20 protein-coding genes are annotated in these 23,400 nt (G+C 64.2%); 10 read left to right on the forward strand and 10 right to left on the reverse strand.

The window, feature by feature from the left end; all coding sequences use genetic code 11:
• Nucleotides 1–176: 176 nt before the first annotated feature.
• The 3 genes from ACGYLQ_RS04670 to ACGYLQ_RS04680 all read right to left on the reverse strand — a co-directional run bounded on the left by ACGYLQ_RS04670 (nucleotide 177) and on the right by ACGYLQ_RS04680 (nucleotide 4,047).
• Entirely contained in the window at nucleotides 177–1,175 is a 999-nt protein-coding gene (locus ACGYLQ_RS04670; RefSeq protein ID WP_067263326.1) for an ABC transporter permease, read from the reverse strand.
• Nucleotides 1,168–2,205, reverse strand: a complete 1,038-nt coding sequence (locus tag ACGYLQ_RS04675; protein ID WP_394416307.1) for an ABC transporter permease — start codon at nucleotides 2,203–2,205, stop codon at nucleotides 1,168–1,170. Before ACGYLQ_RS04675 ends, ACGYLQ_RS04670 begins: the two co-directional genes overlap by 8 nt.
• Nucleotides 2,206–2,325: 120 nt before the next feature.
• Entirely contained in the window at nucleotides 2,326–4,047 is a 1,722-nt protein-coding gene (locus tag ACGYLQ_RS04680) for a peptide ABC transporter substrate-binding protein (RefSeq protein WP_394440759.1), read from the reverse strand.
• A gap of 313 nt (nucleotides 4,048–4,360) precedes the next feature.
• On the opposite strand from ACGYLQ_RS04680, the gene ACGYLQ_RS04685 reads away from it, so the two are divergent.
• The 5 genes from ACGYLQ_RS04685 to ACGYLQ_RS04705 all read left to right on the forward strand — a co-directional run bounded on the left by ACGYLQ_RS04685 (nucleotide 4,361) and on the right by ACGYLQ_RS04705 (nucleotide 11,230).
• Nucleotides 4,361–6,193: a dipeptide ABC transporter ATP-binding protein gene (locus ACGYLQ_RS04685; protein ID WP_394440761.1), complete on the forward strand. Its 1,833-nt coding sequence runs from the start codon at nucleotides 4,361–4,363 to the stop codon at nucleotides 6,191–6,193.
• A 10-nt stretch (nucleotides 6,194–6,203) separates the two neighbouring features.
• Nucleotides 6,204–7,367 carry an acetylornithine deacetylase gene (gene argE, locus ACGYLQ_RS04690; RefSeq protein WP_394440763.1) on the forward strand — a complete coding sequence of 388 codons (1,164 nt, stop codon included), beginning with the start codon at nucleotides 6,204–6,206 and terminating at the stop codon, nucleotides 7,365–7,367.
• Between the two features lie 95 nt (nucleotides 7,368–7,462).
• Nucleotides 7,463–8,809: an NAD(P)/FAD-dependent oxidoreductase gene (locus ACGYLQ_RS04695; protein ID WP_394440764.1), complete on the forward strand. Its 1,347-nt coding sequence runs from the start codon at nucleotides 7,463–7,465 to the stop codon at nucleotides 8,807–8,809.
• A gap of 23 nt (nucleotides 8,810–8,832) precedes the next feature.
• On the forward strand, nucleotides 8,833–9,999 hold the full coding sequence (locus ACGYLQ_RS04700; protein WP_394440766.1) for a M20 aminoacylase family protein: 1,167 nt from the start codon (nucleotides 8,833–8,835) through the stop codon (nucleotides 9,997–9,999).
• A gap of 67 nt (nucleotides 10,000–10,066) precedes the next feature.
• Nucleotides 10,067–11,230 carry a M20 aminoacylase family protein gene (locus ACGYLQ_RS04705; protein WP_394440768.1) on the forward strand — a complete coding sequence of 388 codons (1,164 nt, stop codon included), beginning with the start codon at nucleotides 10,067–10,069 and terminating at the stop codon, nucleotides 11,228–11,230.
• Nucleotides 11,231–11,289: 59 nt separating this feature from the next.
• Here the strand turns inward: ACGYLQ_RS04705 and ACGYLQ_RS04710 are convergent, their stop codons facing one another.
• From ACGYLQ_RS04710 to moaA, 3 genes are read right to left on the reverse strand one after another with little or no spacing between them, the layout of a single operon-like run.
• Nucleotides 11,290–12,333 (reverse strand): glycosyltransferase family 4 protein, encoded by a 1,044-nt coding sequence (locus ACGYLQ_RS04710; protein ID WP_394440770.1) that lies wholly within the window; start codon nucleotides 12,331–12,333, stop codon nucleotides 11,290–11,292.
• A complete protein-coding gene (locus ACGYLQ_RS04715) occupies nucleotides 12,326–13,618 on the reverse strand; it encodes a 3-deoxy-D-manno-octulosonic acid transferase (protein WP_394440772.1) in 1,293 nt (430 codons plus the stop codon). The genes ACGYLQ_RS04710 and ACGYLQ_RS04715 overlap by 8 nt, the downstream gene beginning before the upstream one ends.
• Before the next feature lie 4 nt (nucleotides 13,619–13,622).
• Nucleotides 13,623–14,630 (reverse strand): GTP 3',8-cyclase MoaA, encoded by a 1,008-nt coding sequence (gene moaA / locus ACGYLQ_RS04720; protein ID WP_394440774.1) that lies wholly within the window; start codon nucleotides 14,628–14,630, stop codon nucleotides 13,623–13,625.
• Nucleotides 14,631–14,715: 85 nt separating this feature from the next.
• On the opposite strand from moaA, the gene ACGYLQ_RS04725 reads away from it, so the two are divergent.
• Nucleotides 14,716–15,225 carry a hypothetical protein gene (locus tag ACGYLQ_RS04725; protein ID WP_394440775.1) on the forward strand — a complete coding sequence of 170 codons (510 nt, stop codon included), beginning with the start codon at nucleotides 14,716–14,718 and terminating at the stop codon, nucleotides 15,223–15,225.
• 3 nt (nucleotides 15,226–15,228) lie between these two features.
• On the opposite strand, the gene ACGYLQ_RS04730 is transcribed toward ACGYLQ_RS04725, so the two are convergent.
• The 3 genes from ACGYLQ_RS04730 to glmU are packed head-to-tail and all read right to left on the reverse strand — an operon-like array spanning nucleotide 15,229 to nucleotide 19,099.
• Nucleotides 15,229–15,927 carry a DNA alkylation repair protein gene (locus ACGYLQ_RS04730; protein WP_394440777.1) on the reverse strand — a complete coding sequence of 233 codons (699 nt, stop codon included), beginning with the start codon at nucleotides 15,925–15,927 and terminating at the stop codon, nucleotides 15,229–15,231.
• A complete protein-coding gene (gene glmS / locus ACGYLQ_RS04735) occupies nucleotides 15,924–17,744 on the reverse strand; it encodes a glutamine--fructose-6-phosphate transaminase (isomerizing) (RefSeq protein ID WP_394440779.1) in 1,821 nt (606 codons plus the stop codon). The genes ACGYLQ_RS04730 and glmS overlap by 4 nt, the downstream gene beginning before the upstream one ends.
• Nucleotides 17,745–17,746: 2 nt before the next feature.
• Nucleotides 17,747–19,099, reverse strand: a complete 1,353-nt coding sequence (glmU, locus tag ACGYLQ_RS04740; RefSeq protein ID WP_394440781.1) for a bifunctional UDP-N-acetylglucosamine diphosphorylase/glucosamine-1-phosphate N-acetyltransferase GlmU — start codon at nucleotides 19,097–19,099, stop codon at nucleotides 17,747–17,749.
• 138 nt (nucleotides 19,100–19,237) lie between these two features.
• Here glmU and ACGYLQ_RS04745 point away from each other — a divergent pair, with 138 nt between their 5' ends.
• Together ACGYLQ_RS04745 and ACGYLQ_RS04750 are read left to right on the forward strand one after the other, a co-directional pair.
• Nucleotides 19,238–19,912, forward strand: coding sequence for an HAD-IIIA family hydrolase (locus ACGYLQ_RS04745; RefSeq protein ID WP_394440783.1), 675 nt, complete (start codon nucleotides 19,238–19,240; stop codon nucleotides 19,910–19,912).
• Nucleotides 19,912–21,105 (forward strand): DegT/DnrJ/EryC1/StrS family aminotransferase, encoded by a 1,194-nt coding sequence (locus ACGYLQ_RS04750; RefSeq protein WP_394440785.1) that lies wholly within the window; start codon nucleotides 19,912–19,914, stop codon nucleotides 21,103–21,105. The genes ACGYLQ_RS04745 and ACGYLQ_RS04750 overlap by 1 nt, the downstream gene beginning before the upstream one ends.
• A 2-nt stretch (nucleotides 21,106–21,107) precedes the next feature.
• On the opposite strand, the gene ACGYLQ_RS04755 is transcribed toward ACGYLQ_RS04750, so the two are convergent.
• Nucleotides 21,108–21,581, reverse strand: a complete 474-nt coding sequence (locus ACGYLQ_RS04755; RefSeq protein ID WP_394440787.1) for a pyridoxamine 5'-phosphate oxidase family protein — start codon at nucleotides 21,579–21,581, stop codon at nucleotides 21,108–21,110.
• A gap of 144 nt (nucleotides 21,582–21,725) precedes the next feature.
• On the opposite strand from ACGYLQ_RS04755, the gene ACGYLQ_RS04760 reads away from it, so the two are divergent.
• Nucleotides 21,726–22,886: an isovaleryl-CoA dehydrogenase gene (locus ACGYLQ_RS04760; RefSeq protein ID WP_394440789.1), complete on the forward strand. Its 1,161-nt coding sequence runs from the start codon at nucleotides 21,726–21,728 to the stop codon at nucleotides 22,884–22,886.
• Complete coding sequence (locus ACGYLQ_RS04765; RefSeq protein ID WP_271693431.1) at nucleotides 22,886–23,371, forward strand: lysozyme inhibitor LprI family protein; 486 nt, start codon at nucleotides 22,886–22,888, stop codon at nucleotides 23,369–23,371. The genes ACGYLQ_RS04760 and ACGYLQ_RS04765 overlap by 1 nt, the downstream gene beginning before the upstream one ends.
• Nucleotides 23,372–23,400 lie beyond the last annotated feature (29 nt).

Here is a 23,400-nt window from a genome sequence, read left to right on the forward strand (position 1 = left end):
CATTTGGAGCGGGCGCGGGTCACAATCAAGTGAAAGCGCACAGGGCCGACCCCCAGAGGGGTGAATTAAATTCCGCATTGGTGGGAAAAGGGGCGACGCTGTTCACCCTGCGTCAAGGGGCGCGAAACAATCGGCCCCCGCCACAGGGGGCAGGGGCCGGTCGGTTCTTATTTTGCTCAGCGTCCGCGGATGCGCGGGTCGAGCGCGTCGCGCAGACCGTCGCCGAGGTAGTTCACCGCAAGCACGGTCAGCGAGATGGCGATGCCGGGCAGCATCACCCGCTCGGGGAACTCCTGCATCCGGTCCACGGCATCGGCCAGCTGCTTGCCCCATGTGGGGAAGTCCGACGGGAAGCCGACGCCAAGGAAGCTCAGCGCGCTTTCGGTGATGATCGCCGTGGCGAGGCCCAAGGTCGCCGAGACCATGATGGGCGAGATCACATTGGGCAGCAGGTGGCGGCGGATGATCTTGCCGGGGGTGGTGCCGATGGAGCGCGCGGCGAGGATGAACTCACGCTCTTTCAGCGCCAGAATGTCGCCGCGCACGATCCGCGCCGTCTGCATCCATGAGGTCAGGCTGATGACCGAGACGATGAGGATGAACATGCCGCCCTCGGGGCCGAACTGTGCTCGCAGCGGTTGGCCAAAGAGCGTCACGGCGAGCAGGACCAAAGGCAGGATCGGCAGGCTGAGGATCAGGTCGGTGAACCGCATCAGCCAGAAGTCCATCCGTTTGAAAAAGCCCGAGAGCACGCCGACGGCGGTGCCGATGATCAGCGCGAGCGCCATTGCCATCCAGCCCACGGCCATCGACACGCGCCCGCCAAAGAGCATCTGCGCAAGGATGTCGCGGCCCAACTGGTCGGTGCCGAAGGGATGCGCCCAGCCCGCCTTGGCATCGCCATCCCACAGCAGGGTATAGATTGGCCGCCAGTTCTTGTTGCGGATGTCCAGCTTCTTGGCGTCGATGTCCCACAGATAGGGGCCAAAGATCACGGCCAGCGTGATGAAGATCAGGAAACCGCCGCCAAAAAGCGCGCCTTTGTGCTTGCGGAACTGGTCCCAAACATCGCGCCATTGGCTGCGCGGCGGCTTTTGCGGGCCCTTGTCTTGCAGGGCCTTCATGAACTCGAGGTCGGCTTCGACCGGGCTTGCGGGAATGGGTTGCTCAGTCATAACGGATCCTTGGGTCAAGCAGGCCGTAGAGGATATCTGCGATCAGGTTGAACAGCACGATCAGCACCGCGAAGATGAAGGTCAGGGTCATCACCATCGGCAGGTCGTTGGCGCGCAGCGCGGTCAGCAGCAGTTGGCCGATGCCGTTCACCTTGAAGACGTTCTCGGTGATGATGGCGCCGCCAAAGATCGCGGGCATGCCGAGCGCGATGACGGTGACCACTGGGATCATCGAGTTGCGCAGTACATGCACCATGACCACGACGCTTTCCTTCAGCCCCTTGGCGCGGGCGGTGCGCACGTAGTCTTGGTTGAGGTTGTCGAGCATGGCACCGCGCATGTAGCGGCTGATCTGCGCCGTGGTTTGCAGCGCCAGCACCATCACCGGCATGATCATCTGGAAGAACTGCACCTTGAAGCTCTCCCAATCGTTCACGACATGGGTCGTGTCATAGATCGACGGCAGCCAGCCCAAAGAGACCGAGAAGATCACGATGAGCAGCGGACCGGTGAAGAAGGGCGGGATTGAAAAGCCGATCATGGTGATGAAGGTCCCGGCCTGATCGAAGACCGAATAGTGCCGGTAGGCCGAGTAGATGCCGATGGGGATCGCGATGACGATGCCCACGATATAGGCCAGCCCCACGACCCAGAGGGTCTGCGGCATGCGCTGGATCACGATGTCCATCACCGGCGAGCGGGTCTGCCAAGAGATCACGCGCAGCTTGCCTTCGGAAAGCGCCGTATCGGGCAGCCAGCTGAACAGGGCAGAGCGGTTGGTCAGATAGTCGATGAAAACCTGCGGCTCGATCCAAAAGACCTGCACGAGCCATTTCCAATATTGGATATAGATCGGCTGGCCGAGGCCAAGCGCCTCGCGCATCTTCTCTTTCACCTCGGGCGGGACCGTCAGCGGCACTTGGGCCATCGGGTCGCCGGGGGCGAGTTGCAGCAGCAGGAAAATCACCAGGCTGATAAACAAAAGCGTCGGGATCGACAAAAGAAGTCGTCGGATGGTGAAGGTCAACATGGGCGTCGCCTTTGTAGGTCAGTCTGTGAGGGGGTGGGGGCGAGACGGGGGCGCGCGGATGACGCACACCCCCGAAGGTCAGTGAAGGGAGGCGCGGGCCTGCCGCGCCTCCGTCCTAGATCACTCTTCCATGCGGTACCAATCGGCGGCATTCCACAGCTCGGAGTCCCATGTGTTCAGCACAACGCCACCAAGGGTGTTGGAAGCAGCCGAGACGCGGCCACGGTCCACCAGCGGCAGGATCGAGTAGCTGTCTTTGGTCAGCATGTCGTTCAGCTTCTTGGCCAGTTCGCCACGCTTTTCCATTTCGCCGGTGCGGCCCAGTTCGGCCACCATCGCATCATACTCTTCGTTGCAGAAGCGGTTGATGTTTTCGCCCTGCCACTGTGTCTCGGGGCTGGGGAACTTGGCGCAGGTCCGCTGGGCAAGGTAGCTCTGCGGGTCGGTGCCGTCGAAGTTGTTGGCGTACATTTCAACGTCTGCATAGAAGCGCTGGAACGTGTCGGTCGAACCGGGGTCGCCGCCGAAGAAGACCGAAGAGTCGATGTTGCGCAACTCGGTTTCAACACCGATCTGGCTCCACCAATCCTTGATCAGCGCTTGGAAGTCCTGACGCACGGCGTTGGTCGAGGTCTGGTAGAGCAGGGACAGTTTCTCGCCGTCCTTCTCGCGCACACCGTCGCCATCGCTGTCAACCCAGCCCGCTTCGTCCAAGAGCGCCTTGGCGCCTTCGATGTCTTGGGTCAGACAGTCGGTGTTGTCCGAGGCGTAGAGTTCGGGCGCAGGCACCATGTTGCAGGTCGCGCGGCCCGCTTGGCCGTAGCCCACTTCGACCAGTAGTTCGCGGTCAATCGCCATGGAGAGCGCGCGGCGCACTTTCTCATCGCTCAGGATCGGGTGCGGATGTTTAGCTGTGGCGCGTTCACCTTCGGGAAGGTCTGGCGAGGCATCGGTCATGTTCAGCTCAAGACGCTCAACCAGCGTGCCGAATGCCGACATCGGCTTGCCCTTGCCGCCTTCGGCCATCTTGGCGATGACATCGGGGGCCAGTTGCAGGTTCCAGGCGTAGTCGAACTCACCCGTTTCCATCACGGCACGGCCCGCCGCTGTTGCGTCACCGCCGCCTTTGAAGGTCAGCGTGGCGAAGGCAGGCTTGCTCGGGTCGCGGTAGTTCTCGTTCGCGGCCATGGTGATCACGTCGTTCGGGCGGAACTCGGTGACGGTGAAGGGGCCGGTGCCGATGGGGTTGAAGTTGGCCTCGGTGCACTCAGGCGCTTTGGCGCCGGTACAATCGGCGAACTGTGCCGCCTGAATGATCGGGGATTGGCCGCCCATGAAGGGGCCGTAGGGGTTCGGCATCGGCTCGGAGAAGGTAACTTTGACTGTCTGGTCGTCGACCACGTCAACCGAGGAGACACCTTCGAATTTGGCCAGCTGTGCGCAGCCGCCTTCGGGGTTCATGCAGTAATCGGCGGTGAACTTGACGTCATTGGCGGTGACGGGGGTGCCGTCGGACCACATCAGCCCGTCTTTCAGCTTCCATGTGATGGTCTTGAGGTCTTCGCTCACGCCGCCGTTTTCCAGCGTCGGAATCTCGGTTGCCAGATAGGGCACCAGCGCGCCGTTCTGGTCGTAGCGGCCCAGCGGTTCGAGGATCAGCGAGGAGGCTTCGACGTCCTTCGTGCCGCTCGACAGATAGGGGTTCAGGATCGAAGGCGCCTGCCAATAGATAATCTTTACTTCGCCGTCGCGGCCCCGCTCGCCCTCATGGGCTTCGGCAAAGGCCATAGGGGCAAGCGCCGTCGATGCGACAGCCCCCATCAATAGGGTCTTCAATTTCATATCTTACTCCATGTTGGACACGTGGGCGTGCCGCTTATTGTCGACGGGATGTGCCCCGCCTTGTTGTTGTCGCCCCGGAAAGAACATGAGCTTCGCCAGCTAAACATAACAAAACAAGCAATATTCAACCTGTGATCGAAGCGCTCTTTCCAAACCGCATGGGCTATATCGAAACAGGTTTGCCGGAAATTGCAAGGGCGGACGTGGCGCAATTATGACAAAGCTCGAACTCTGCGCGTGAGGTTTGACAGTCTCGTGACATTCGCCGTAGCGTCGGGCAAAATCTGCGCCAATAAAAACAACAGGGAAACAGATGCTGGATCACACCAATGGGGCGCCAATCGCCCAAATTCAGGGCCTGCGCGTCGAATTTCAAACCAAAGATGGCCCCGTGGTCGGTGTTGAGGATGTCAGTTTCGATATCAATCCCGGTGAGACGGTTTGCGTGGTCGGAGAATCAGGATCAGGCAAATCGGTGTCTTCCCTGTCCCTGATGCGGCTAGTCGAATATGGCGGCGGTGAAATTGCAGGCGGTCGCCTGCTTTTTGAGCGCGGTGAAGAAGGCCAAGTTGATCTCGCGGCCAGCGGCGGCAATCTGATGCGCAAGATTCGCGGCAATGAGATCGGCATGATCTTCCAAGAGCCGATGACCGCGCTGAACCCGGTCTTCACCATCGGCAAGCAGATGACCGAAGGTCTGCGCCTGCATCTGAACATGACCCGCAAAGAGGCTGAGGCCCGCGCGCTGGAGCTGATGAAACAGGTCCGCATCCCCGAGCCGGAGCGGCGTCTCAAGCAGTACCCCCACGAACTTTCAGGCGGCATGCGCCAGCGCGTTGTGATCGCCATGGCGTTGGCCTGCGAGCCGCGCCTCTTGATCGCCGATGAGCCCACCACCGCGCTCGACGTGACCATCCAGGCCGAGATTCTCGCGCTGATGGACCGGCTGAAGTGCGAGACCGGGACGGCGGTGATGTTCATCACCCACGACATGGCCGTGGTGGCGCAGATGGCCGACCGCGTGGTCGTGATGTTCCGCGGCAAGAAGGTCGAGGAAGGCACCGTCGAGGAGATCTTCGAGAACCCGCAGCACCCCTATACCAAGGCGCTTCTGGCCGCCGTGCCGAAGCTAGGCGAGATGACGGGCAAGCCATACCCCGAGCCGATGAAACTCTTGGGCACGCCCGACAAGGAGATCGTGCCGATCAAGGGCCGCGAAGAAGTGCTTCTGTCGGTCAAGAACCTGACCACGCGCTTCCCGGTGCAGGGCGGTTTCCTGCGCCGCACCGTGGCCAATGTTCATGCGGTCGAGGATCTGTCGTTCTCGCTCAACAAGGGCCAGACGCTCAGCCTCGTCGGCGAATCGGGCTGCGGCAAATCCACCGCCGGACGCTCGATCCTGCGGTTGGTAGAGCCGATGTCGGGGGAGGTGAAGCTTGACGGCGTCGACATCATGTCGCTGGACCAATCTGCGCTGCGCACCGCGCGCCTCGACATGCAAATGATCTTCCAAGACCCCTTCGCCTCGCTCAACCCGCAGATGCAGCTAGCCGATCAGGTGGCCGAACCGATCCACAACTTCGGCACGCTCAAGGGCGGGGAGATCAACAAGCGGATCGAGATGCTCTTCGACCGCGTGGAACTGCCGCGCAGCTTCATGCGCCGCTTCCCGCATGAGCTTTCGGGCGGCCAGCGCCAGCGCGTGGCCATCGCCCGCGCGCTTGCGCTGAACCCCAAGCTCATTATCGCGGACGAAGCGGTCTCGGCGCTCGACGTATCTGTGCAGGCGCAGGTCTTGAACCTGATGATGGAGCTTCAGGCCGAGATGGAACTGTCCTTTTTGTTCATCAGCCACGATATGGCCGTGGTCGAACGCGTGAGCCACTACGTCGGCGTCATGTATCTTGGCCGCATCGTCGAGATGGGCTCGCGTCAGCGGGTCTTCGAGAACCCGCAGCACCCCTATACGCAGGCGCTGATGAAGGCCGTGCCGATCGCCGATCCGCGCCGCCGCAAGTCCGAGAAGGACCTGAACTTCAAGCCGATCCCCTCGCCAATCCACCCGGTCAGTTACCGGCCCGAGCCTTCGGTCTACCGTGAGGTGGAGCCGGGGCACCATGTGCTGACCACCGACAGCGGCTATTGAAAGAAGACCCATGACCGAACGCCTGACCCCGCTCGAGTTGATGACCAAGCTCATCAGCTTTCCCACCGTGTCGCGCGACACGAATATCCCGCTGATCGACTGGGTGGCCGACTACCTCGCCTCGCACGGGATCGAGAGCCACCGCTACATCGATCCCGAGCAGCCGAAACATGCGCTTTTTGCCCATGCGGGCCCGTGGGAGGAGGGGGCCGTGGTCCTGTCCGGGCACACGGATGTGGTGCCGGTCGACGGGCAGGCTTGGGACACCGACCCTTTCACCGTGGTTGAGAAGGATGGCCGCTACTACGGGCGTGGCACCTGCGACATGAAGGGCTTTGATGCGCTGGCGATCTGGGCACTGGTCGAGGCGCATTATGCGGAAGTTAAACGCCCGCTGCAGATCGCACTCAGCTTTGACGAGGAGATCGGCTGCACCGGTGCCCCGCCGATGATACAGGCGATGCAGGGCGTGGTGCCCAAGGGCAAGGCGGTGATCGTGGGCGAGCCCTCGACCATGCAGGCGGTGACCGGCCACAAGGGCGGCATCGGCTTCAACACCCATCTCGTGGGGTTCGAGGTGCATTCCTCGCTGCTGCACACCGGGGTCAATGCGATCATGGCGGGTGCGAAGCTGATCGAATGGGCCAATGACGTAAACAGCGACAACATGGCCGCCAAACCGACCGAGACGGCGGCGATGTTCGATCCGCCTTTCACAACCGCCCATGTCGGCGTGATCGAGGGCGGCACGGCCCACAACATCACCGCCAAGGACTGCAAGTTCGCGATGGATTTCCGCGTCGTCCCGGGCGAGGACAAGGACAAATGGGGCACCGCCTACCTCAAGAAGGTGCGCGAGGTCGAAAAGCAGATGCAGGACGTGGTGCCCGAGACCTATATTGAGACCTCGACCCGCTTCGACGTGCCCGCCCTGCAGCCCGAGAAGGACGGCGAGGCCGAGCAGATCGTGCGCCAGATCACCGGTGACAACGCCAGCCACAAAGTGAGCTACGGCACCGAGGCCGGGCAGTTTCAGGAGGCGGGCTATTCCGCCGTGATCTGCGGCCCCGGCGACATCGCGCAGGCGCATCAGCCTAATGAGTTCATCGAGGTGGCGCAATTCGAGGCCGGCCACGACTTCATGCGCCGTCTGCTGACCCGCTTGCAGGGCTGAGCTTTCCCTGACAGACCTGTGGCTGGCCCCGCGCGGGGCCTGTCCTTTTCACGGCCGCCCGGTGCAGCCGCGCGGCGTCAGCCACCGGGGTCCGCATGTCCGCCTTTCCTATCACCCTTGCCACCCCCGCCAGCTACCCGCGCACCCCGCCGCGCGAGAGCGAGGTCGTCGTCATCGGCGGCGGGGTGATCGGCGTCTGCACCGCCTTGTTTCTGGCCCGCGCAGGCAAACAGGTCACGCTCTTGGAAAAAGGCCGCATCGCCGCGGAGCAATCCAGCCGCAATTGGGGCTGGATACGCCAACAGGGGCGCGACCCGGACGAATTGCCGATCATGGTCGAGGCCGCGCGGCTTTGGCGTGAACTGGCGCCTGAACTCGACCGTGACATTGGCTTGCAGCAGGCCGGCGTCACCTATCTGGCGGGGGCCGAGGCCAAGATGCAGGGCTATGCCGACTGGCTGCCGCATGCCAAGACCCATGGCGTCGACAGCCGGTTGATGGACGCGGGCGAAGTCGCCAAGGCGTTCCCGGGGCTGGCCGGAACCTATGCCGGGGCGCTCACCACCCCCTCGGACATGCGGGCCGAGCCTTGGGTCGCCGTGCCCGCTTTGGCGGCGCTGGCGGCGCGCGAGGGTGTGAAGATCATCGAGAATTGCGCGGTGCGCCGCCTCGACCTCGCAGCCGGTCGCGTGGCGGGCGTGGTGAGCGAGGCGGGCGCGATCCGCTGTTCCTCGGTCGTGCTGGCGGGCGGGGCGTGGTCGGCCCTGTTCCTGCGCGCCCATGGTGTCAGCCTGCCGCAGCTTTCGGTGCGCGAAAGCGTGCTGGCCACCAATAAGCTGCCCGAGGTTCACGCCGGGGCCGCCGCCGAGGCGGGGCTAGCCTTCCGTCGCCGCGCCGATGGCGGCTATACGCTCGCCCCCGGCGGGCGGCCCGACCTCTATGTCGGCCCCGATGCCTTCCGCGCGCTGCGGCACTACCTGCCGCAACTGCGCCAAAGCCCCTTCGGCCAACGCCTGCGCGCCGCCGCCCCGCGCGGCTTTCCCGATGCCTGGCGCACGCCCCGGAACTGGGCGGCTGACGCGCACAGCCCCTTTGAGGCGATGCGCATCCTCGACCCCATGCCGGACCACCGCGCCCTGCGCCGGGCGCGCAAACGCTTTGCCGCGCTCTATCCCGATCTGCCGCCCATCACCGCCCGCGCCTCATGGGCCGGCATGATCGACACGATGCCCGATATCGTGCCGGTGGTGGATGCTTGCGCGCAGATCCCCGGCCTTATCATCGGCACCGGCATGTCGGGCCACGGCTTCGGCATCGGGCCGGCCATGGGGCGGGTGCTCTCGGCACTGGTCATGGGCGACGCGCCAGGCCATGATCTGGGCAGATTCCGCGCCGACCGTTTCAGCGATGGGAGTGCCATCCGCCTCGGCCCGACGCTTTGAGATCATTTGCAAAAGGACATTCCATGCCGATCAAAAACCGCTTTGCCGAGACCCACGCCGAGATCACCGCTTGGCGCCGCCATCTGCACCAGCATCCGGAGCTGATGTTCGACCTGCCCGAGACCTCGAAATTCGTCGAGGAGAAGCTGCGCAGCTTCGGCATTACCGACATCACCACCGGCATCGCGCAGACCGGCGTGGTCGCGGTGATCGAGGGGCAGAGCAACACCTCGGGCCGCACCATCGGCCTGCGCGCCGACATGGACGCGCTGCCGATCACCGAGGCGACGGGCCTGCCGCACGCCTCGAAACACCCCGGCAAAATGCATGCCTGCGGCCATGACGGTCATACGGCGATGCTGCTGGGGGCGGCGCAATACCTCGCAGAGACGCGCAATTTCGACGGGCGCGTGGTGCTGATCTTCCAACCCGCCGAGGAGGGCGGCGGCGGCGGCAATGTCATGGTGCAGGAAGGGTTGATGGACTGCTGGGGCATCGATGAGGTCTACGGCATGCACAACATGCCCGGCCACCCGACTGGGCAGTTCGCCATCCGCGAGGGTGCACTGCTGGCGGCGGCGGACGAGTTTGCCATCACGCTGACGGGCCAAGGCGGCCATGCCGCGGCCCCGCATGAGGCGGTGGACACGAACCTCGCCGCCGCGCATGTGATGATCGCGCTGCAATCCATCGCCAGCCGCAACACCGATCCGCTGAAACAGGTCGTCGTCTCGGTCTGCACCCTGCGCAGCGACACCGACAGTCACAACGTCCTGCCGCATAAGGTGCTGTTGCGCGGGACGGTGCGCACGCTGGATTCGGAGGTTCAGGATTTGGCCGAGCGTCGTCTGCACGACCTCACCCGCCTGACGGCGGAGGCACATCAATGCCGGGCCGAGATCGACTACCAGCGCGGCTACCCGGTCACCCGCAACCATGCCGATCAAAGCCGCTTTGCTGCTGAGGCCGCCGACAAGGTCACTCCCGGCACCGATCGCGACACGCCGCCGATCATGGCCGGAGAGGATTTTTCCTATATGCTCAATGCGCGACCGGGTGCCTATATTATGATCGGCAACGGCGAAGGGGCGACGGTCCATCACCCGGAATATGACTTTGACGACGCCGCGATCCCGGCGGGCTGCTCATGGTTCGCGCAGGTGGTTGAGGACCGGCTGGCAAGGGCGTAAGCATGTCGCAGATAAATGCGACTGCATGAAAACAGCGCCCAACCCAACTCCGGAGGATACTTCCTAAATGCCCGTTAAGAACCGATTTGCCGAGCTGCATGACGACATCACCGCATGGCGACGCGATCTGCATGAGAACCCCGAAATCTTGTTCGAGACGCACCGCACCTCGGCCACCGTGGCGGAGAAACTGCGCAGCTTCGGCTGCGATGAGGTGGTCGAGGGCATTGGCCGCACCGGTGTCGTCGGTGTGATTAAGGGCAACTCCACCGCCTCGGGCAAGGTGCTTGGCCTGCGGGCCGATATGGACGCGCTGCCGATTCACGAACAGACCGGGCTGGACTATGCCTCCAAGACCGACGGCGCGATGCATGCCTGCGGCCATGACGGCCACACCGCCATGCTACTGGGGGCGGCGCAGTATCTGGCGGAAACCCGTAACTTCGACGGTACGGTCGTTGTCATCTTCCAGCCCGCCGAAGAGGGCGGCGGCGGCGGTCGTGAGATGTGCGAAGACGGCATGATGGAGCGTTGGGGCATTCAGGAAGTTTACGGCATGCACAACTGGCCGGGCATGCCCACGGGCTCCTTCGGCATCCGCGCAGGTTCGTTCTTTGCCGCGACCGATCAGTTCGACATCACCTTCGAAGGCCGCGGCGGCCATGCCGCCAAGCCGCATGAGACCGTCGACACCACCGTCATGTCGGCGCAGGCCGTGCTGGCGCTGCAGACCATCACCGCACGCAATGCCGACCCGGTGGAGCAGATCGTGGTCTCCGTCACTTCTTTCGAGACCTCCTCGAAAGCCTTCAACGTGATCCCGCAGAAGGTGCAGATCAAAGGCACCGTGCGCACCATGTCCGCCGAGATTCGGGCGCTGGCCGAGAAGCGCATCAACGAGATCTGCAACGGCATCGCAGGCACTTTTGGCGGTAGCGCCGACGTGACCTACCATCGCGGCTACCCGGTCATGGTGAACCACGAGGAGCAGACCGAGTTCGCCGCTGACGTGGCACGCTCGATCTCGGGCCAATGCGAGGAAGCGCCACTGGTGATGGGCGGCGAAGACTTCGCCTTCATGCTGGAAGAGCGTCCGGGCGCTTATATCCTTGTCGGCAACGGCGACACGGCGGCGGTGCACCACCCGGAGTATAACTTCAACGATGAAGCCATTCCGGCGGGTTGTAGCTGGTGGGCAGGCATCGTCGAGCAGCGGATGCCCGCGGCCTGATCTTGCCATTGGTATTGCCTAGAGCGCGCCTCCCTTGGGGGCGCGTTTTGCTTTGGGGGCTAGCCGCGCTCCCAAAGCGCGTTGTAGACGGCTTCGATCCCACCGGCCTCGGCCCGGGCGCTGAAACGCTGTTCGGCCCAGTGGCGCGCGGCCTCGGAGAGGGCGGCTTGATCCTCGCGCTCTAGCAGGGACAGCGCGGCTTGGGCCGCAGCCTCTGCCGCACCCAGTGGCACGACTTTGCCCACGCGACCTCCGTTCGAGAATGCGCCGTAATAGCCCGCATCGCTGCCCACGAAAGGCACGCCCGAGGCCAGCGCTTCGAGCGGGACCATGCCATAGCCCTCGTAGCGCGGCAGTTGCACCACCAGCGACAGGGCGCGCATCAGTTTCGGCAGGTCGGCGGCGGGGTATTCGCCGATGAAAAGCAGCCGATTGGCAAGGCCCGCGGCCTCGACCTGCGCCTTGAGCTTGGTCAAAAACGCCTCATGTTTGCCGCCCGCCCGGCCAATCACCAGCGCCACCGCGCCGGGGCGTTGGGGCAGCAGGCGCAGCATGGCCTCGACGAAAAGGTCGGTGCCTTTCTCGGGCCGGATGCGCCCCACGGTGGCGATGCCATGGGTGCCGCCAAAGCTCAACTGCTCCCAAGCGTTCGCCCGGTTGGTGGCGGGGGAGAAGACATCGGTGTCCACCCCATGCGGCACCACGGCGCGGACATGGGGCACAAACTCCGCCGCGCGCTCGGTCGTGGCAATCACGGCGTCCATCTGCCGGATCAGCCAACGCGGATAGGCCGAATGCAGCCGCTGCGCGGCAGAGGTAAAGACGATCCGGATATTTGCCCCGCGCACATCGCGCAGCCAAAGCGCGCTGCGCATTTCGGTGTTGCGGCGCACATGCCAAATGGCGAAGGGGCGGTCTTGGGGGGGATGTTTGCGGGTGATCCGCCCCGCCGCGACGCGGGTCAGTGGCACCGGGCAGCCGGGCAGGGGCTGGCCCACCAGCGCCAAGTCATGCCGGTCGAGCTGCTGCCGGACCACATTGGCCGCCGTGGCCGAGACCCCGGTGAAATTGCGGTTGTAGTTGGTGACGAAAAGCTCAGGCATCGCTGTCCCCTTGCAGGCGCAGGGCCGTGATCAGGCGCTCGGCAATACTGTCGAGCTTGTCGGTCTGCCCGGCGGCATAGGCCTTGGCCGCGGCCACACCACTTGCAAGGGCGATATCGTTGCGCAGCAGAACCCCCACACGGTCCGCCAAATCCTGCGTGCCCGCCACCAGCCGCGCGGCGCCCTCGGCTTCCATCTCGGCATAGGTCTCGGCAAAATTGGTGACATGGGTGCCCGAGAGCACCATCGCCCCGGCCTGCGCGACCTCATAGGGGTTGTGCCCCCCGATCGGGTGCAGCGACCCGCCCAGAAAGACGATCTCCGACAGCCCGTACCATGTGCCCAACTCGCCCAGAGTGTCGGCCAGATAGACCTGTTCGCGCGGCATGTCGCCCCGTGTTCGACGCCCATGGGTCAGACCGTAGCTGGCGATGAGACCGGCGACTTCGTCACCGCGCTCGGGGTGGCGGGGGGCAAGGATCAGGCACAGCTCGGGGATGCGCTCCAGCAGTTGGCGATGCGCCTCCAAGACCGCTTTTTCCTCGCCCGGGTGGGTTGAGGAGGCGATCCAGACAGGGCGGCCCTCCAAGGCCTCCCGCGCCTCGGCGATGGTCCCGTCGTCCTGCGGCAGGGGGCCTGCCATGGACTTGAGGTTGATCCCCGGCGTGACCCGGTCAGCCGGGGCGTTGATCGTGGCCATGGCCCGGGCCATGGCGTCATTCTGTGTCAGGATCAGGTCGAACACGCCAAAGAGGAACCCCGCCAGCGCGGGCCGTTTCTGCCAGCTTTCGATCGAGCGTTGCGAGAGGCGGGCGTTGATCAGCGCCATCGCCGTGCCCCGTGCATGGGTCCGCCGCAGCATCTGCGGCCAAAGCTCGCTTTCCACGAAGAGCGCCGCATCGGGCCGCCAATGGTCAAGGAAACGCTTCAGCGGACCGGGGGCGTCGAGCGGGGCGAACTGATGCCGTGTGCGCGGGGGCAGGCGGCCGCCCACCAAACGGGCCGAGGTGGCGGTGCCGGAGGTGATGAGGAAATGCGCCTGCGGCAGGGCGTGCCCCATCCGGTCGATCAGCGCCAGAACCGACAGGCTCTCCCCAACCGAGGCTGCGTGAAACCAGATCAACTGCCCCTCGGGGCGCGGTTGGCTGGCATGTCCCAGCTTTTCGTGCGCGCGTTCCGATGAGACTTCGGCGCGGCGCAGTTTGGCCATGGAGCGCCGCCCGGCCACGGGCAAGATCACACGGCTCGCCGCGACCCATGCCCGGTAGAGAAACGGCACAGCCAAAGGCTCAGCCGCCCGTGTGGCTCATGTGGCGGGGCATCTGCCCGTCGACACGCTGCCGCGAATAGTCAAAATCATGGCCCTTGGGCTTGCGGTCGATGGCCGCGCGAATGGCCTCCTGTAGCGGCAGGTCCGTGTCCGGGTGATCGCGCAGAGGCTTGCGCAGGTCGGCCACGTCTTCTTGGCCCAGACACATGAAAATCTCGCCGGTGCAGGTGACCCGCACGCGGTTGCAGCTTTCGCAGAAGTTATGGCTCAGCGGGGTGATGAAGCCGATTTTCTGCCCGGTCTCCTCCAGCCGCACATAGCGCGCGGGGCCCCCCGTACGCTCGGCCAGATCGGTGACGGTGTAATGTTCGGCGTAACGCGCGCGCACGTCGCGCAGCGACCAGTATTGGCCGAAACGATCCTCGTTGCCCAAATCGCCCATCGGCATGACCTCGATCCACGTGAGATCTATGCCCCGCTCGGCGCACCATTCGGTGATATGCAGCAGTTCCGGCTCGTTAAAACCCTTGAGCGCCACAGCGTTGATCTTGATCTTGAGCCCTGCGCGCTGCGCTGCGTCGATCCCGCGCAGCACCTGCGGCAACCGGCCCCAGCGGGTGATATCCGCGAATTTCTGCTCGTCCAGCGTGTCGAGCGAGACATTCACCCGGCGCACCCCGGCGGCATAGAGATCGTCGGCGAAACGCTCCAACTGGCTGCCATTGGTGGTCAGCGTCAGCTCCTTCAGCTTGCCGCTGTCGAGATGCCGTTTCATGCCGTCGAAGAAGGTCATGATGCCGCGCCGGACCAGCGGCTCGCCCCCGGTGATGCGCAGCTTCTCGACGCCGAGGTCGATGAAATTGCTGCACAGGCGGTCGAGCTCCTCCAGCGTCAGCAATTCCTTCTTGGGCAGGAAGGTCATGTTCTCCGACATGCAGTAGACGCAGCGAAAATCGCAGCGGTCGGTGACGGAGACGCGCAGATAGGTGATCGCGCGCATGAAAGGGTCAATGAGGGGTGCTGTCATGCTTCATAGGTAATGCCCCGCCTAACCCGGGGCAAGCGCCATTTGGGCGATTGATAAGGGGGCAGGGCGCGGATAGGCTGCGCGAATGACACGTATAATCTTACCGCTTTTCATCGCCGCCGCCACCGCCGGTTGCAGCAACCTGACGGAACGCCTCGGGATGGATGCCAGCCAGTCTGAGCCTGCATCCGCATCGGTCGAGGCCACGGCTGAGGTCGCAACTCCGAGCGCAACGCCGCCCGCCGCCTCTCCCATCGCCACCGCGGGCAGCAGCGCCGAGGCGCTGGATACCACCACGGCAGCAGAGCGCGAAGCGGCCACCCGCGCGCCCGCCAGTGCCGGTGCCGCCTTGGGGTCGACCGTGGTCAGCTTGGGCAGCGCGACGGAGCCGGGGCTGTGGTTGAAAACGCCTCTGGTCGACGCGGAACAGCCGGGGCGGGTGACCAACCCCGCGACGGGCAAATCCGCCGCCGTGACACTGATCCCGCTGGAGGGGCCCGCAACCGCAGGAAGCCGCATGTCGCTGCCTGCCTTGCGTTTGATCGGGGCGTCGCTGACCGACCTCACAACGGTCGAGGTCTCGACCGAAGGCTAAGGATCAGCTTGCGCCTTCTGCCTTTTTCAGCAGGCGCAGGGCTTCTTTCACCGCGAAAGGTTTCATTGCCTCCCCATGGGCGGCGATGAAAGCGCGGGTGCGGTCAGCGTCGTGTTTCGACAGGTCGCGCAGCCACCAGCCAATTGCTTTTTGAATGAACCAGCGGTGATCCGGCACCATCGTCGCAGCCCAGCCGAGGATACGGTCGCGCGCGGCCAGTTCCTCAGGCTTAGGATTGTTCTGCTTGGTCCAAGGCAGGGTAGAGACGAGTGCCGCGCGCAGCGTCCAAAGGTGATCTGAGGCGACCCAATTTTCCACCTCGTCCAAACGTGTGGGATCGGCCACCAGACGTTTCTGCGCCGCCATGCTGGCATGATCGGCAATCGCCCAACTGTCGAAATCCGCGGTCCAGCTTGCGATCAACGCCCAAGCGGTCTGATCATCGGGGCGCAGCCGCGCTTGGGTGAGCAGTTTTGCCGCCGCCACACGCGCCTCGAAAATGTCGGACTGCCAGAGGGCATCGGCAAGCGCGACGCGGCCCTCGACGTCCAGCGCCGCACGCCACGATTGGGCAAGCTCCGCGATTTGCGGGTTGGACAGACCAAGATAGCCTCGGTCGGCCTTGTGATAGGCGCGCATCTCTTCCGCGCGGGCCGGGTTGGCCTGCGCTTCGAGCTCTTCCAATGCGGTTTCGGGGGTCATTCCACCGTCACCGATTTCGCCAGGTTGCGCGGCTGGTCCACATCCGTGCCCTTCGCCACAGCGGTGTGATAGGCCAGCAACTGCGCCGGAACCGCATAGAGGATCGGCGCCAGCGCATCCGGCACCGGGGGCATCTCGATGCTGAACCAGACGCCGTCATTGGCCTCGGCCTGACCTTTGGCATCGGAGATCAGGATCACCTTGCCCTTGCGCGCCATGACCTCTTGCATGTTGCTGACGGTCTTGTCGAAAAGCGCGTCGCGCGGGGCCATGACGACCACCGGAACATGCTCATCCACCAGCGCGATGGGGCCGTGTTTCAGCTCACCCGATGCATAAGCTTCGGCGTGGATGTAGCTGATTTCCTTGAGCTTCAGCGCGCCTTCGAGGGCGAGGGGGTACATCTGGCCCCGGCCAAGGAACAGCACGTCGCGGGCATGGGAAAGCTTGAGCGCGGCCTCCTGCATCGCGTCGTTTTGTTCAAGCGCGGTGCTGATGATCGCGGGCAGCCCGCGCAGGGCTGAGATGTGATCGGCGAAGGTGTCTGCGCTGATCACCTCGCGGTCCCGCGCGGCTTTGAGCACCAGCGCGAAGAGGACGACCAACTGGCAGGTGAAGGCCTTGGTCGAGGCAACGCCGACTTCGACACCGGCGTAGATCGGCAGCGCCAGATCGCTTTCGCGGGCGATGGAGCTTTCGGGCACGTTGACGACCGACAGGATACGCGCGGCTTTGCCCTCGCAATAGCGCAGGGCGGCGAGCGTGTCGGCAGTCTCACCCGATTGGCTGACGAAGACCGCGAGCGTGCGGGGCGGGATCGGCGGCTCGCGGTAGCGGAATTCCGAGGCGACATCGATTTCGACCGGCAGGCGGGCGATCTGCTCAAACCAGTATTTCGCAGTGAAGCAGGCGTAGGAGGCCGTGCCGCAAGCGACCATGAGGATCCGGTCAAACTGCGTAAAATCAATGTCCTGCGCGCTGATGTTGATCTCACCCTCGGGGGTGAGGTAGTGGCCGATGGCCGCGCCGATCACGCCGGGCTGCTCGGCGATTTCCTTGGACATGAAGTGTTTGTGCCCCGCCTTGTCGATGCGGGTATTGTCGATCTGCACGGATTTGATCGCGCGGTTGGCAAGCGCCCCGTTGCGGTCGGTGACCTCGACCGAGGTCCGGGTGATGACTGCACAATCCCCTTCTTCGAGGTAGGCGATCTGATGGGTGAGCGGGGCAAGCGCTATGGCGTCGCTGCCCACATACATCTCACCCTCGCCATAGCCGATGGCCAAGGGAGAGCCCTTGCGCGCCGCAATCATCAGGTCGTCGTGGCCGTCAAAGAGAAAGGCCAGCGCAAAAGCGCCTTCGAGACGTGCAAGCGTCTGTTTGGCGGCCTCTACTGGGCCTAAGCCCTGCGCCATGTGATGCTGGGTCAGGAGGGCGACGGTCTCGGTATCGGTCTCGGACACGAATTGCGCGCCATGTTCGGCCAGTTCGGCCCGCAGCTCGCGGAAGTTTTCGATGATCCCGTTATGCACTACGGCCACTGGTCCCGCCTGATGCGGGTGGGCATTGGTGACGCTCGGCGCGCCATGGGTGGCCCAACGGGTGTGGCCGATGCCCGACTTGCCCGCCAGCGGCTCATGCACCAGCGCGTCCGAGAGGTTTACCAGCTTGCCCAAGGCGCGACGGCGCTCAAGCTTGCCTTCATTCAGGGTCGCGATGCCCGCGCTGTCATAGCCGCGATATTCCAGCCGCTTGAGGGACTCGACCAAGATCGGCGCGACTTCATGGGTGCCAAGCACCCCAATAATTCCACACATAATTAGCTGCCTCTCTGCAATTTTGCCTTCTTGGCCTTTAAAATTTCGAACATCTTGCGCGCCATACCCGGTTTCTCAACCTGCGGGGCGCGCGACAGGGCCAGCGCCTCGGGTTCTACGTCCGAAGTGATGACCGAGCCTGAGCCGGTCATCGCACCCTCGCCGATGGTCACCGGGGCCACGAGCATGGTGTTCGACCCGATGAAGGCGCCCGCGCCGATGGTGGTGTGATGTTTCATCACCCCGTCATAATTGCAGGTGATCGTGCCCGCGCCGATGTTGCTGCGCGCGCCCACGGTGGCGTCGCCGATATAGCTCAGGTGGTTGACCTTGGCCCCTTCGGCGATCTGCGCGTTCTTCACCTCGACGAAATTGCCGATGCGCACGTCTTCGGCCAGTTCCGCGCCGGGGCGCAACCGGGCGTAGGGGCCGACGACCCCGCCGCGTGAGACATGGCACCCTTCGAGATGCGAGAAGGCGCGGATGGTGCTGCCGGATTCCACGGTGACATTCGGGCCGAAGACGACATTCGGCTCCACCACTGTATCGCGCCCGATGAAAGTGTCGCGCGACAGGAAGACGGTTTCGGGGGCGACCAAGGTCACGCCGTCTTCCATCAACAGATCGCGGGCGCGGGATTGGAACGCGGCCTCGGCCCTCGCCAGATCGGCGCGGGAGTTGACCCCCATGGTCTCGGCCTCGTCGCAGGTGACCACCGTGGCGCTGCGGCCCTCGGCGCGGGCGATGCCGACGATATCGGTGAGGTAGTATTCTTCCGACGCGTTGTCGTTGCCGACCTTGTCGATCAAATCGAAGAGCAGTTCGGATCTACAGGCCACCACGCCGGAGTTGCATAGGGTGATGGCGCGCTCTTCGGCGGAGGCGTCTTTGAATTCGACGATCCGCTCCAAGGCGTCGCCCTGCATCACCAAACGGCCATATCGGGCGGGATCGGCAGCCTCAAACCCCAGAACCACCACATCATGTGTTGCCAGCGCCTCTTGCATCTTCTCAAGCGTCTCGGGCTGGACGAAGGGCGTGTCACCGTAGAGCACCAGTGCCATGCCATCGAACCCGGCCAGCGCCGGGCGGGCCTGTGCCACCGCATGGGCCGTGCCCAATTGCTCGGTCTGTTCGACGACCTGCGCGTCTTCGTCAAAAAGCGTGGCGGCGGCGCGGACCTGATCAGCGCCGTGCCCGGCCACCACGACCGTATGGCGCGGGCCGAGCATTGCGCCCGCGGCCATGGCGTGTTCCAGCATGGGGGCAGAAGCCACGCGGTGCAGTACCTTTGGCAGGTCCGAGTTCATCCGTGTCCCCTTGCCCGCGGCGAGGATGATCAATGCAGTTTCCATGTAAATCTCTTTGTCCTTCAGCTTGCATTCTCTTTACGCGCTTCGCACAAAGGCGCAAGGTTGCGGCCCATCAAACTAGGTTGCGGACTGCAACACGATGCCATTTTGCAAGGCGGGGTTCCGCCCAAGGAGTATCCAGTGAAGACAGTGGTTTTCGATCTCGACGGCACCTTGGCCGATACCTCGGGCGATTTGATCGCTGCCGCCAATGCCTGTTTCCGTGACATGGGCGAGGGCGATGTGCTGGCCCATGCCGAGGATGCGGGCACCGCGCTGCGCGGCGGGCGGGCGATGCTGACCTTGGGGATGCAAAAGCTGGGCCGTGCCGATGACGCGGCGACGATCGACCGCTATTACCCGATGCTCCTCGAAGCCTATGGGCGCGACATCGACACACATACCATCATGTACCCCGGCGCGATGGAGGCTGTGGCCGCGCTCAAAGCCGCGGGCTACCGCGTGGCGATCTGCACCAACAAACCCGAGGCTTTGGCGGAGTTGCTGCTGACCCGTCTTGGCGTGCGGGACGCATTCGGTGCGATGCTGGGGGCCGATACGCTGGCCGTGCGCAAACCTGACCCGGAACACCTGTTCGAAACCGCCCGCCGCGCCGGGGGCGATCCGGCGCAATGCGTGTTGATCGGCGACAGCGACACCGACCGCAAGACCGCCAAAGCCGCAGGGGTTCCTTGCGTGCTGGTGACCTTCGGCCCCTCGGGCGAAGACATGGCCGCGCTGGAGCCCGAAGCGCTGTTGGACGATTTCGCCGACCTGCCGGAGGTCATCGAACGTCTGCTCGGCAAAGCCGCCTGATGGCCGAGCGGTTTACCGGCAGTTTCACGCAGCAAGAGCCGATCCCCGAAGATGCGATCGAGGCGGCAGTGGCGGTGATGCGTCACGGCCGGTTGCACCGCTATAACACAGCCCCGGGGGAGGTGGCCGAGGTTGCCCTGCTGGAGCAGGAATTCGCCGCGATGACGGGGGCGAAATACTGTCTCGCCGTGGCCTCGGGCGGCTATGCCATGGCCACGGCGCTGCGCGCGGTGGGGGTGAAACCGGGCGACCGGGTGCTGACCAATGCCTTCACGCTCGCCCCGGTGCCGGGGGCGATTGCCTCGCTCGGCGCGGTTCCGGTTTTTGTCGACGTGACTGAACGCTTGGTGATCGACCTTGATGACCTCGCCGCCAAGGCGGATCAGGCCGATGTGCTGCTGCTCAGCCATATGCGCGGCCATCTGGTGGACATGGACGCTCTGATGGCGCTTTGCGATGCGCGCGGCATCACGGTGATCGAAGATTGCGCCCATACGATGGGGGCGGCGTGGAACGGCAAGCCATCGGGCTCGCAGGGAAAGATCGGGTGTTTTTCCTGCCAGACCTATAAACATGTGAACGCGGGCGAGGGCGGGCTGCTGATCACCGATGACGCCGAGGCCGCGGCGCGGGCGATCATGCTGTCGGGGTCTTACATGCTCTATGACCGCCACGCCGCCGCGCCGGGGCCGGAGGCTTTTGAGACGATCCGCTATGAGATGCCCAATATCTCGGGCCGGATGGACAACCTGCGCGCCGCGGTCCTGCGCCCGCAATTGCGGCGGCTGCCGGAACAGGTGGCGCGCTGGAATGAGCGCTATCGGGTGATTGAGGCGGGGCTGCGCGAGACGCCGGGGCTCACGGTCATCGACCGGCCCGAGGCGGAGAGCATCGTTGGGTCGTCAATCCAATTCCTGTTGAAGGGCTGGTCGCCGGAGGATGTCGAAGCGGTGTTGGCGCGCTGCGCCGCCCGCGGGGTGGAGTTGAAATGGTTCGGCAGGGCCGAGCCTACGGGCTTCACCAGCCGCTACGACACGTGGCGCTATGCGCGGGCTGAAAAAATGCCCGCCAGCGATGCGGTGCTGGCGGGGCTGATCGACATGCGCGTGCCGCTGACCTTTTCGCTGAAGGATTGCGCCTTGATCGCGCGGATCATCCGGGCCGAGGTCAGCGCCGTTTTTCAAGGGGGCTAGGCTTAGAAGCGGATGGTGCCATGTTTGCCCATGTCGGGCTTTTGGCCGGTCATCTGCGCCTTGCCGATCTCATAGAGGAACTTGAACCCGCCATCGGTCGCCCAAACCTCGGCTTCGGTGAGGTCAAAGCGTATCAATTGCACATCCGGGTCCTGCTTGCCTTCCTCGAACCATGCGCCCGCGATGGCGTTCCAAATCTTGTCCAACTCGGTCGGGTTGGTCACGGCGGAAACATGGCCGTCGATCCGCGCCCAGAGGGATTCGTCCTTGCTGGCGATCAGATATTCGGCGGCGCGTCCTTCGGCGGATTGCGCCAGATCGGTGCCTTTGGCGGTGATGAACCACAGAACGGCGGCGCGGTCGTCTTCGTCGATGTAATGGGTCATTGGGATCGCGCGGGCGGTCTTGGTCATCAGCATCCCGGCGCGGGTGTCGTCCAGACGGTCCCAGAACTCTTTTTTCAGATCATCGCTCATTTGCATCTCGCTTTGTTGTAGTGTTCGCTTGGTCGCAGGGCCAACCCGCCGGGGCGCGGGGCGGTTCCATATCGCGCCGCTTGACGCAAAGCGGGCGGGGCGGTAGGTAATGAACAAGCGTTCAATAAATCGGGGGGAGAAGCCGTGTTCAACGCAAGTATGCAGTTTGATCTGGGGGAGGACGTCGCGGCCATGCGCGAGATGGTGCACCGCTGGGCGCAGGAACGCGTCAAGCCGATGGCCGCCGAGATCGACAGCAAGAACGAATTCCCCGCCGAGCTTTGGCAGGAAATGGGCGAGTTGGGCCTGCTGGGCATGACCGTCGAGGAAGAGTTCGGCGGCTCGGGGCTGGGCTATGTCGCCCATACCGTCGCGGTGGAAGAGATCGCCCGGGCCTCGGCCTCGGTCTCGCTGTCTTACGGCGCGCATTCCAATCTTTGCGTGAGCCAGATCAAGCTGAACGGCACCCCGGAGCAGAAGGCGCAGTTCCTGCCCAAACTCTGCTCGGGCGAGCATGTCGGCGCGTTGGCCATGTCCGAAGTGGGCGCGGGGAGTGACGTGGTCAGCATGAAGCTGCATGCCGAAAAGCGGAACGACCACTTCCGTCTGAACGGCAACAAGTATTGGATCACCAACGGCCCCGACGCGGAGACGCTGGTGGTCTATGCCAAGACCGACCCGGATGCCGGCTCCAAGGGCATCACCGCCTTTTTGATCGAGAAGTCGATGAAGGGATTCTCGACCTCCAAGCATTTCGACAAGCTCGGCATGCGCGGCTCCAACACTGCGGAACTGATTTTCGAGGATTGCGAAGTGCCCTTCGAGAACATCCTCGGCGAAGAGGGCAAGGGCGTGCGTGTGCTGATGTCGGGCCTCGATTACGAGCGCGTCGTGCTGGCGGGCATCGGCCTTGGCATCATGGCCGCCTGTCTGGACGAGATCATGCCCTACATGGCCGAGCGCAAGCAGTTCGGCCAGCGCATTGGGGATTTCCAGCTGATGCAGGGCAAGATGGCGGATATGTACACCGCGATGAACTCGGCGCGGGCCTATGTCTACAGCGTGGCGCAGGCCTGCGACCGGGGGGACGTGACCCGTCAGGACGCGGCGGCCTGCTGTCTCTATGCCTCCGAACAGGCCATGGTGCAGGCGCATCAGGCGGTGCAGGCGATGGGCGGCGCGGGGTACCTCAGCGACAACCCGGTGGGCCGCATCTTCCGCGACGCCAAGCTGATGGAGATCGGCGCGGGCACGTCCGAGATCCGCCGCATGCTGGTGGGCCGTGAGATGATGGGGGCGATGTGATGCGCGCCCTCCTGCTGGCCTGCGCGTTTCTGGCGGGGCCGGTATCCGCGCAGGACATCACCTATTCCGATGCCGCCACAGCGGACTGTCTGGCCGGGGCCGAAGAGTTCACCGACCAGCGCGCCTGCATCGGCCTGTCGGCCAACCTCTGTATGGAAGGGCCGGGCGGCTATTCGACCGTCGGCATGGGCGGGTGTCTTGATGCTGAGTTGACCTTTTGGGACGGCCTGCTGAACGAGAATTACCGCGCCCGCATGGTGCAGGCGAAATCCGCCGATGAGGAGAATGCCCTCTACCAGCCGCAACTGCCTTCGCAGGCCGAGGCGCTGCGTGACATGCAGCGCGCGTGGATTACCTTCCGCGATGCCGCCTGCGATTATGAACGCAGCCAATGGGGCGGTGGCACAGGTGGCGGGCCTGCAACCTTGGCCTGCCTGATGCAGATGACGGGGGAACAGGCGCTGCGTTTGGGGGCGGCCTATTAACCGCATCTCGCTGTGTCGGCCAAACAGGA

The sequence above is a fragment of the Sulfitobacter sp. 1A12779 genome (assembly GCF_043557315.1).
Taxonomy (GTDB): domain Bacteria; phylum Pseudomonadota; class Alphaproteobacteria; order Rhodobacterales; family Rhodobacteraceae; genus Sulfitobacter; species Sulfitobacter faviae.

Coding starts and splice junctions, on each gene's coding strand:
- ACGYLQ_RS04680 (WP_394440759.1), bottom strand. CDS start 4,047: ATGAAATTGAAGACCCTATTGATGGGGGCTGTCGCATCGACGGCGCTT.
- ACGYLQ_RS04765 (WP_271693431.1), top strand. CDS start 22,886: ATGCGCGCCCTCCTGCTGGCCTGCGCGTTTCTGGCGGGGCCGGTATCC.
- ACGYLQ_RS04685 (WP_394440761.1), top strand. CDS start 4,361: ATGCTGGATCACACCAATGGGGCGCCAATCGCCCAAATTCAGGGCCTG.
- ACGYLQ_RS04710 (WP_394440770.1), bottom strand. CDS start 12,333: ATGCCTGAGCTTTTCGTCACCAACTACAACCGCAATTTCACCGGGGTC.
- ACGYLQ_RS04695 (WP_394440764.1), top strand. CDS start 7,463: ATGTCCGCCTTTCCTATCACCCTTGCCACCCCCGCCAGCTACCCGCGC.
- ACGYLQ_RS04700 (WP_394440766.1), top strand. CDS start 8,833: ATGCCGATCAAAAACCGCTTTGCCGAGACCCACGCCGAGATCACCGCT.
- ACGYLQ_RS04755 (WP_394440787.1), bottom strand. CDS start 21,581: ATGAGCGATGATCTGAAAAAAGAGTTCTGGGACCGTCTGGACGACACC.
- ACGYLQ_RS04730 (WP_394440777.1), bottom strand. CDS start 15,927: ATGACCCCCGAAACCGCATTGGAAGAGCTCGAAGCGCAGGCCAACCCG.
- ACGYLQ_RS04725 (WP_394440775.1), top strand. CDS start 14,716: ATGACACGTATAATCTTACCGCTTTTCATCGCCGCCGCCACCGCCGGT.
- glmS (WP_394440779.1), bottom strand. CDS start 17,744: ATGTGTGGAATTATTGGGGTGCTTGGCACCCATGAAGTCGCGCCGATC.
- ACGYLQ_RS04675 (WP_394416307.1), bottom strand. CDS start 2,205: ATGTTGACCTTCACCATCCGACGACTTCTTTTGTCGATCCCGACGCTT.
- glmU (WP_394440781.1), bottom strand. CDS start 19,099: ATGGAAACTGCATTGATCATCCTCGCCGCGGGCAAGGGGACACGGATG.
- moaA (WP_394440774.1), bottom strand. CDS start 14,630: ATGACAGCACCCCTCATTGACCCTTTCATGCGCGCGATCACCTATCTG.
- ACGYLQ_RS04705 (WP_394440768.1), top strand. CDS start 10,067: ATGCCCGTTAAGAACCGATTTGCCGAGCTGCATGACGACATCACCGCA.
- ACGYLQ_RS04670 (WP_067263326.1), bottom strand. CDS start 1,175: ATGACTGAGCAACCCATTCCCGCAAGCCCGGTCGAAGCCGACCTCGAG.
- argE (WP_394440763.1), top strand. CDS start 6,204: ATGACCGAACGCCTGACCCCGCTCGAGTTGATGACCAAGCTCATCAGC.
- ACGYLQ_RS04750 (WP_394440785.1), top strand. CDS start 19,912: ATGGCCGAGCGGTTTACCGGCAGTTTCACGCAGCAAGAGCCGATCCCC.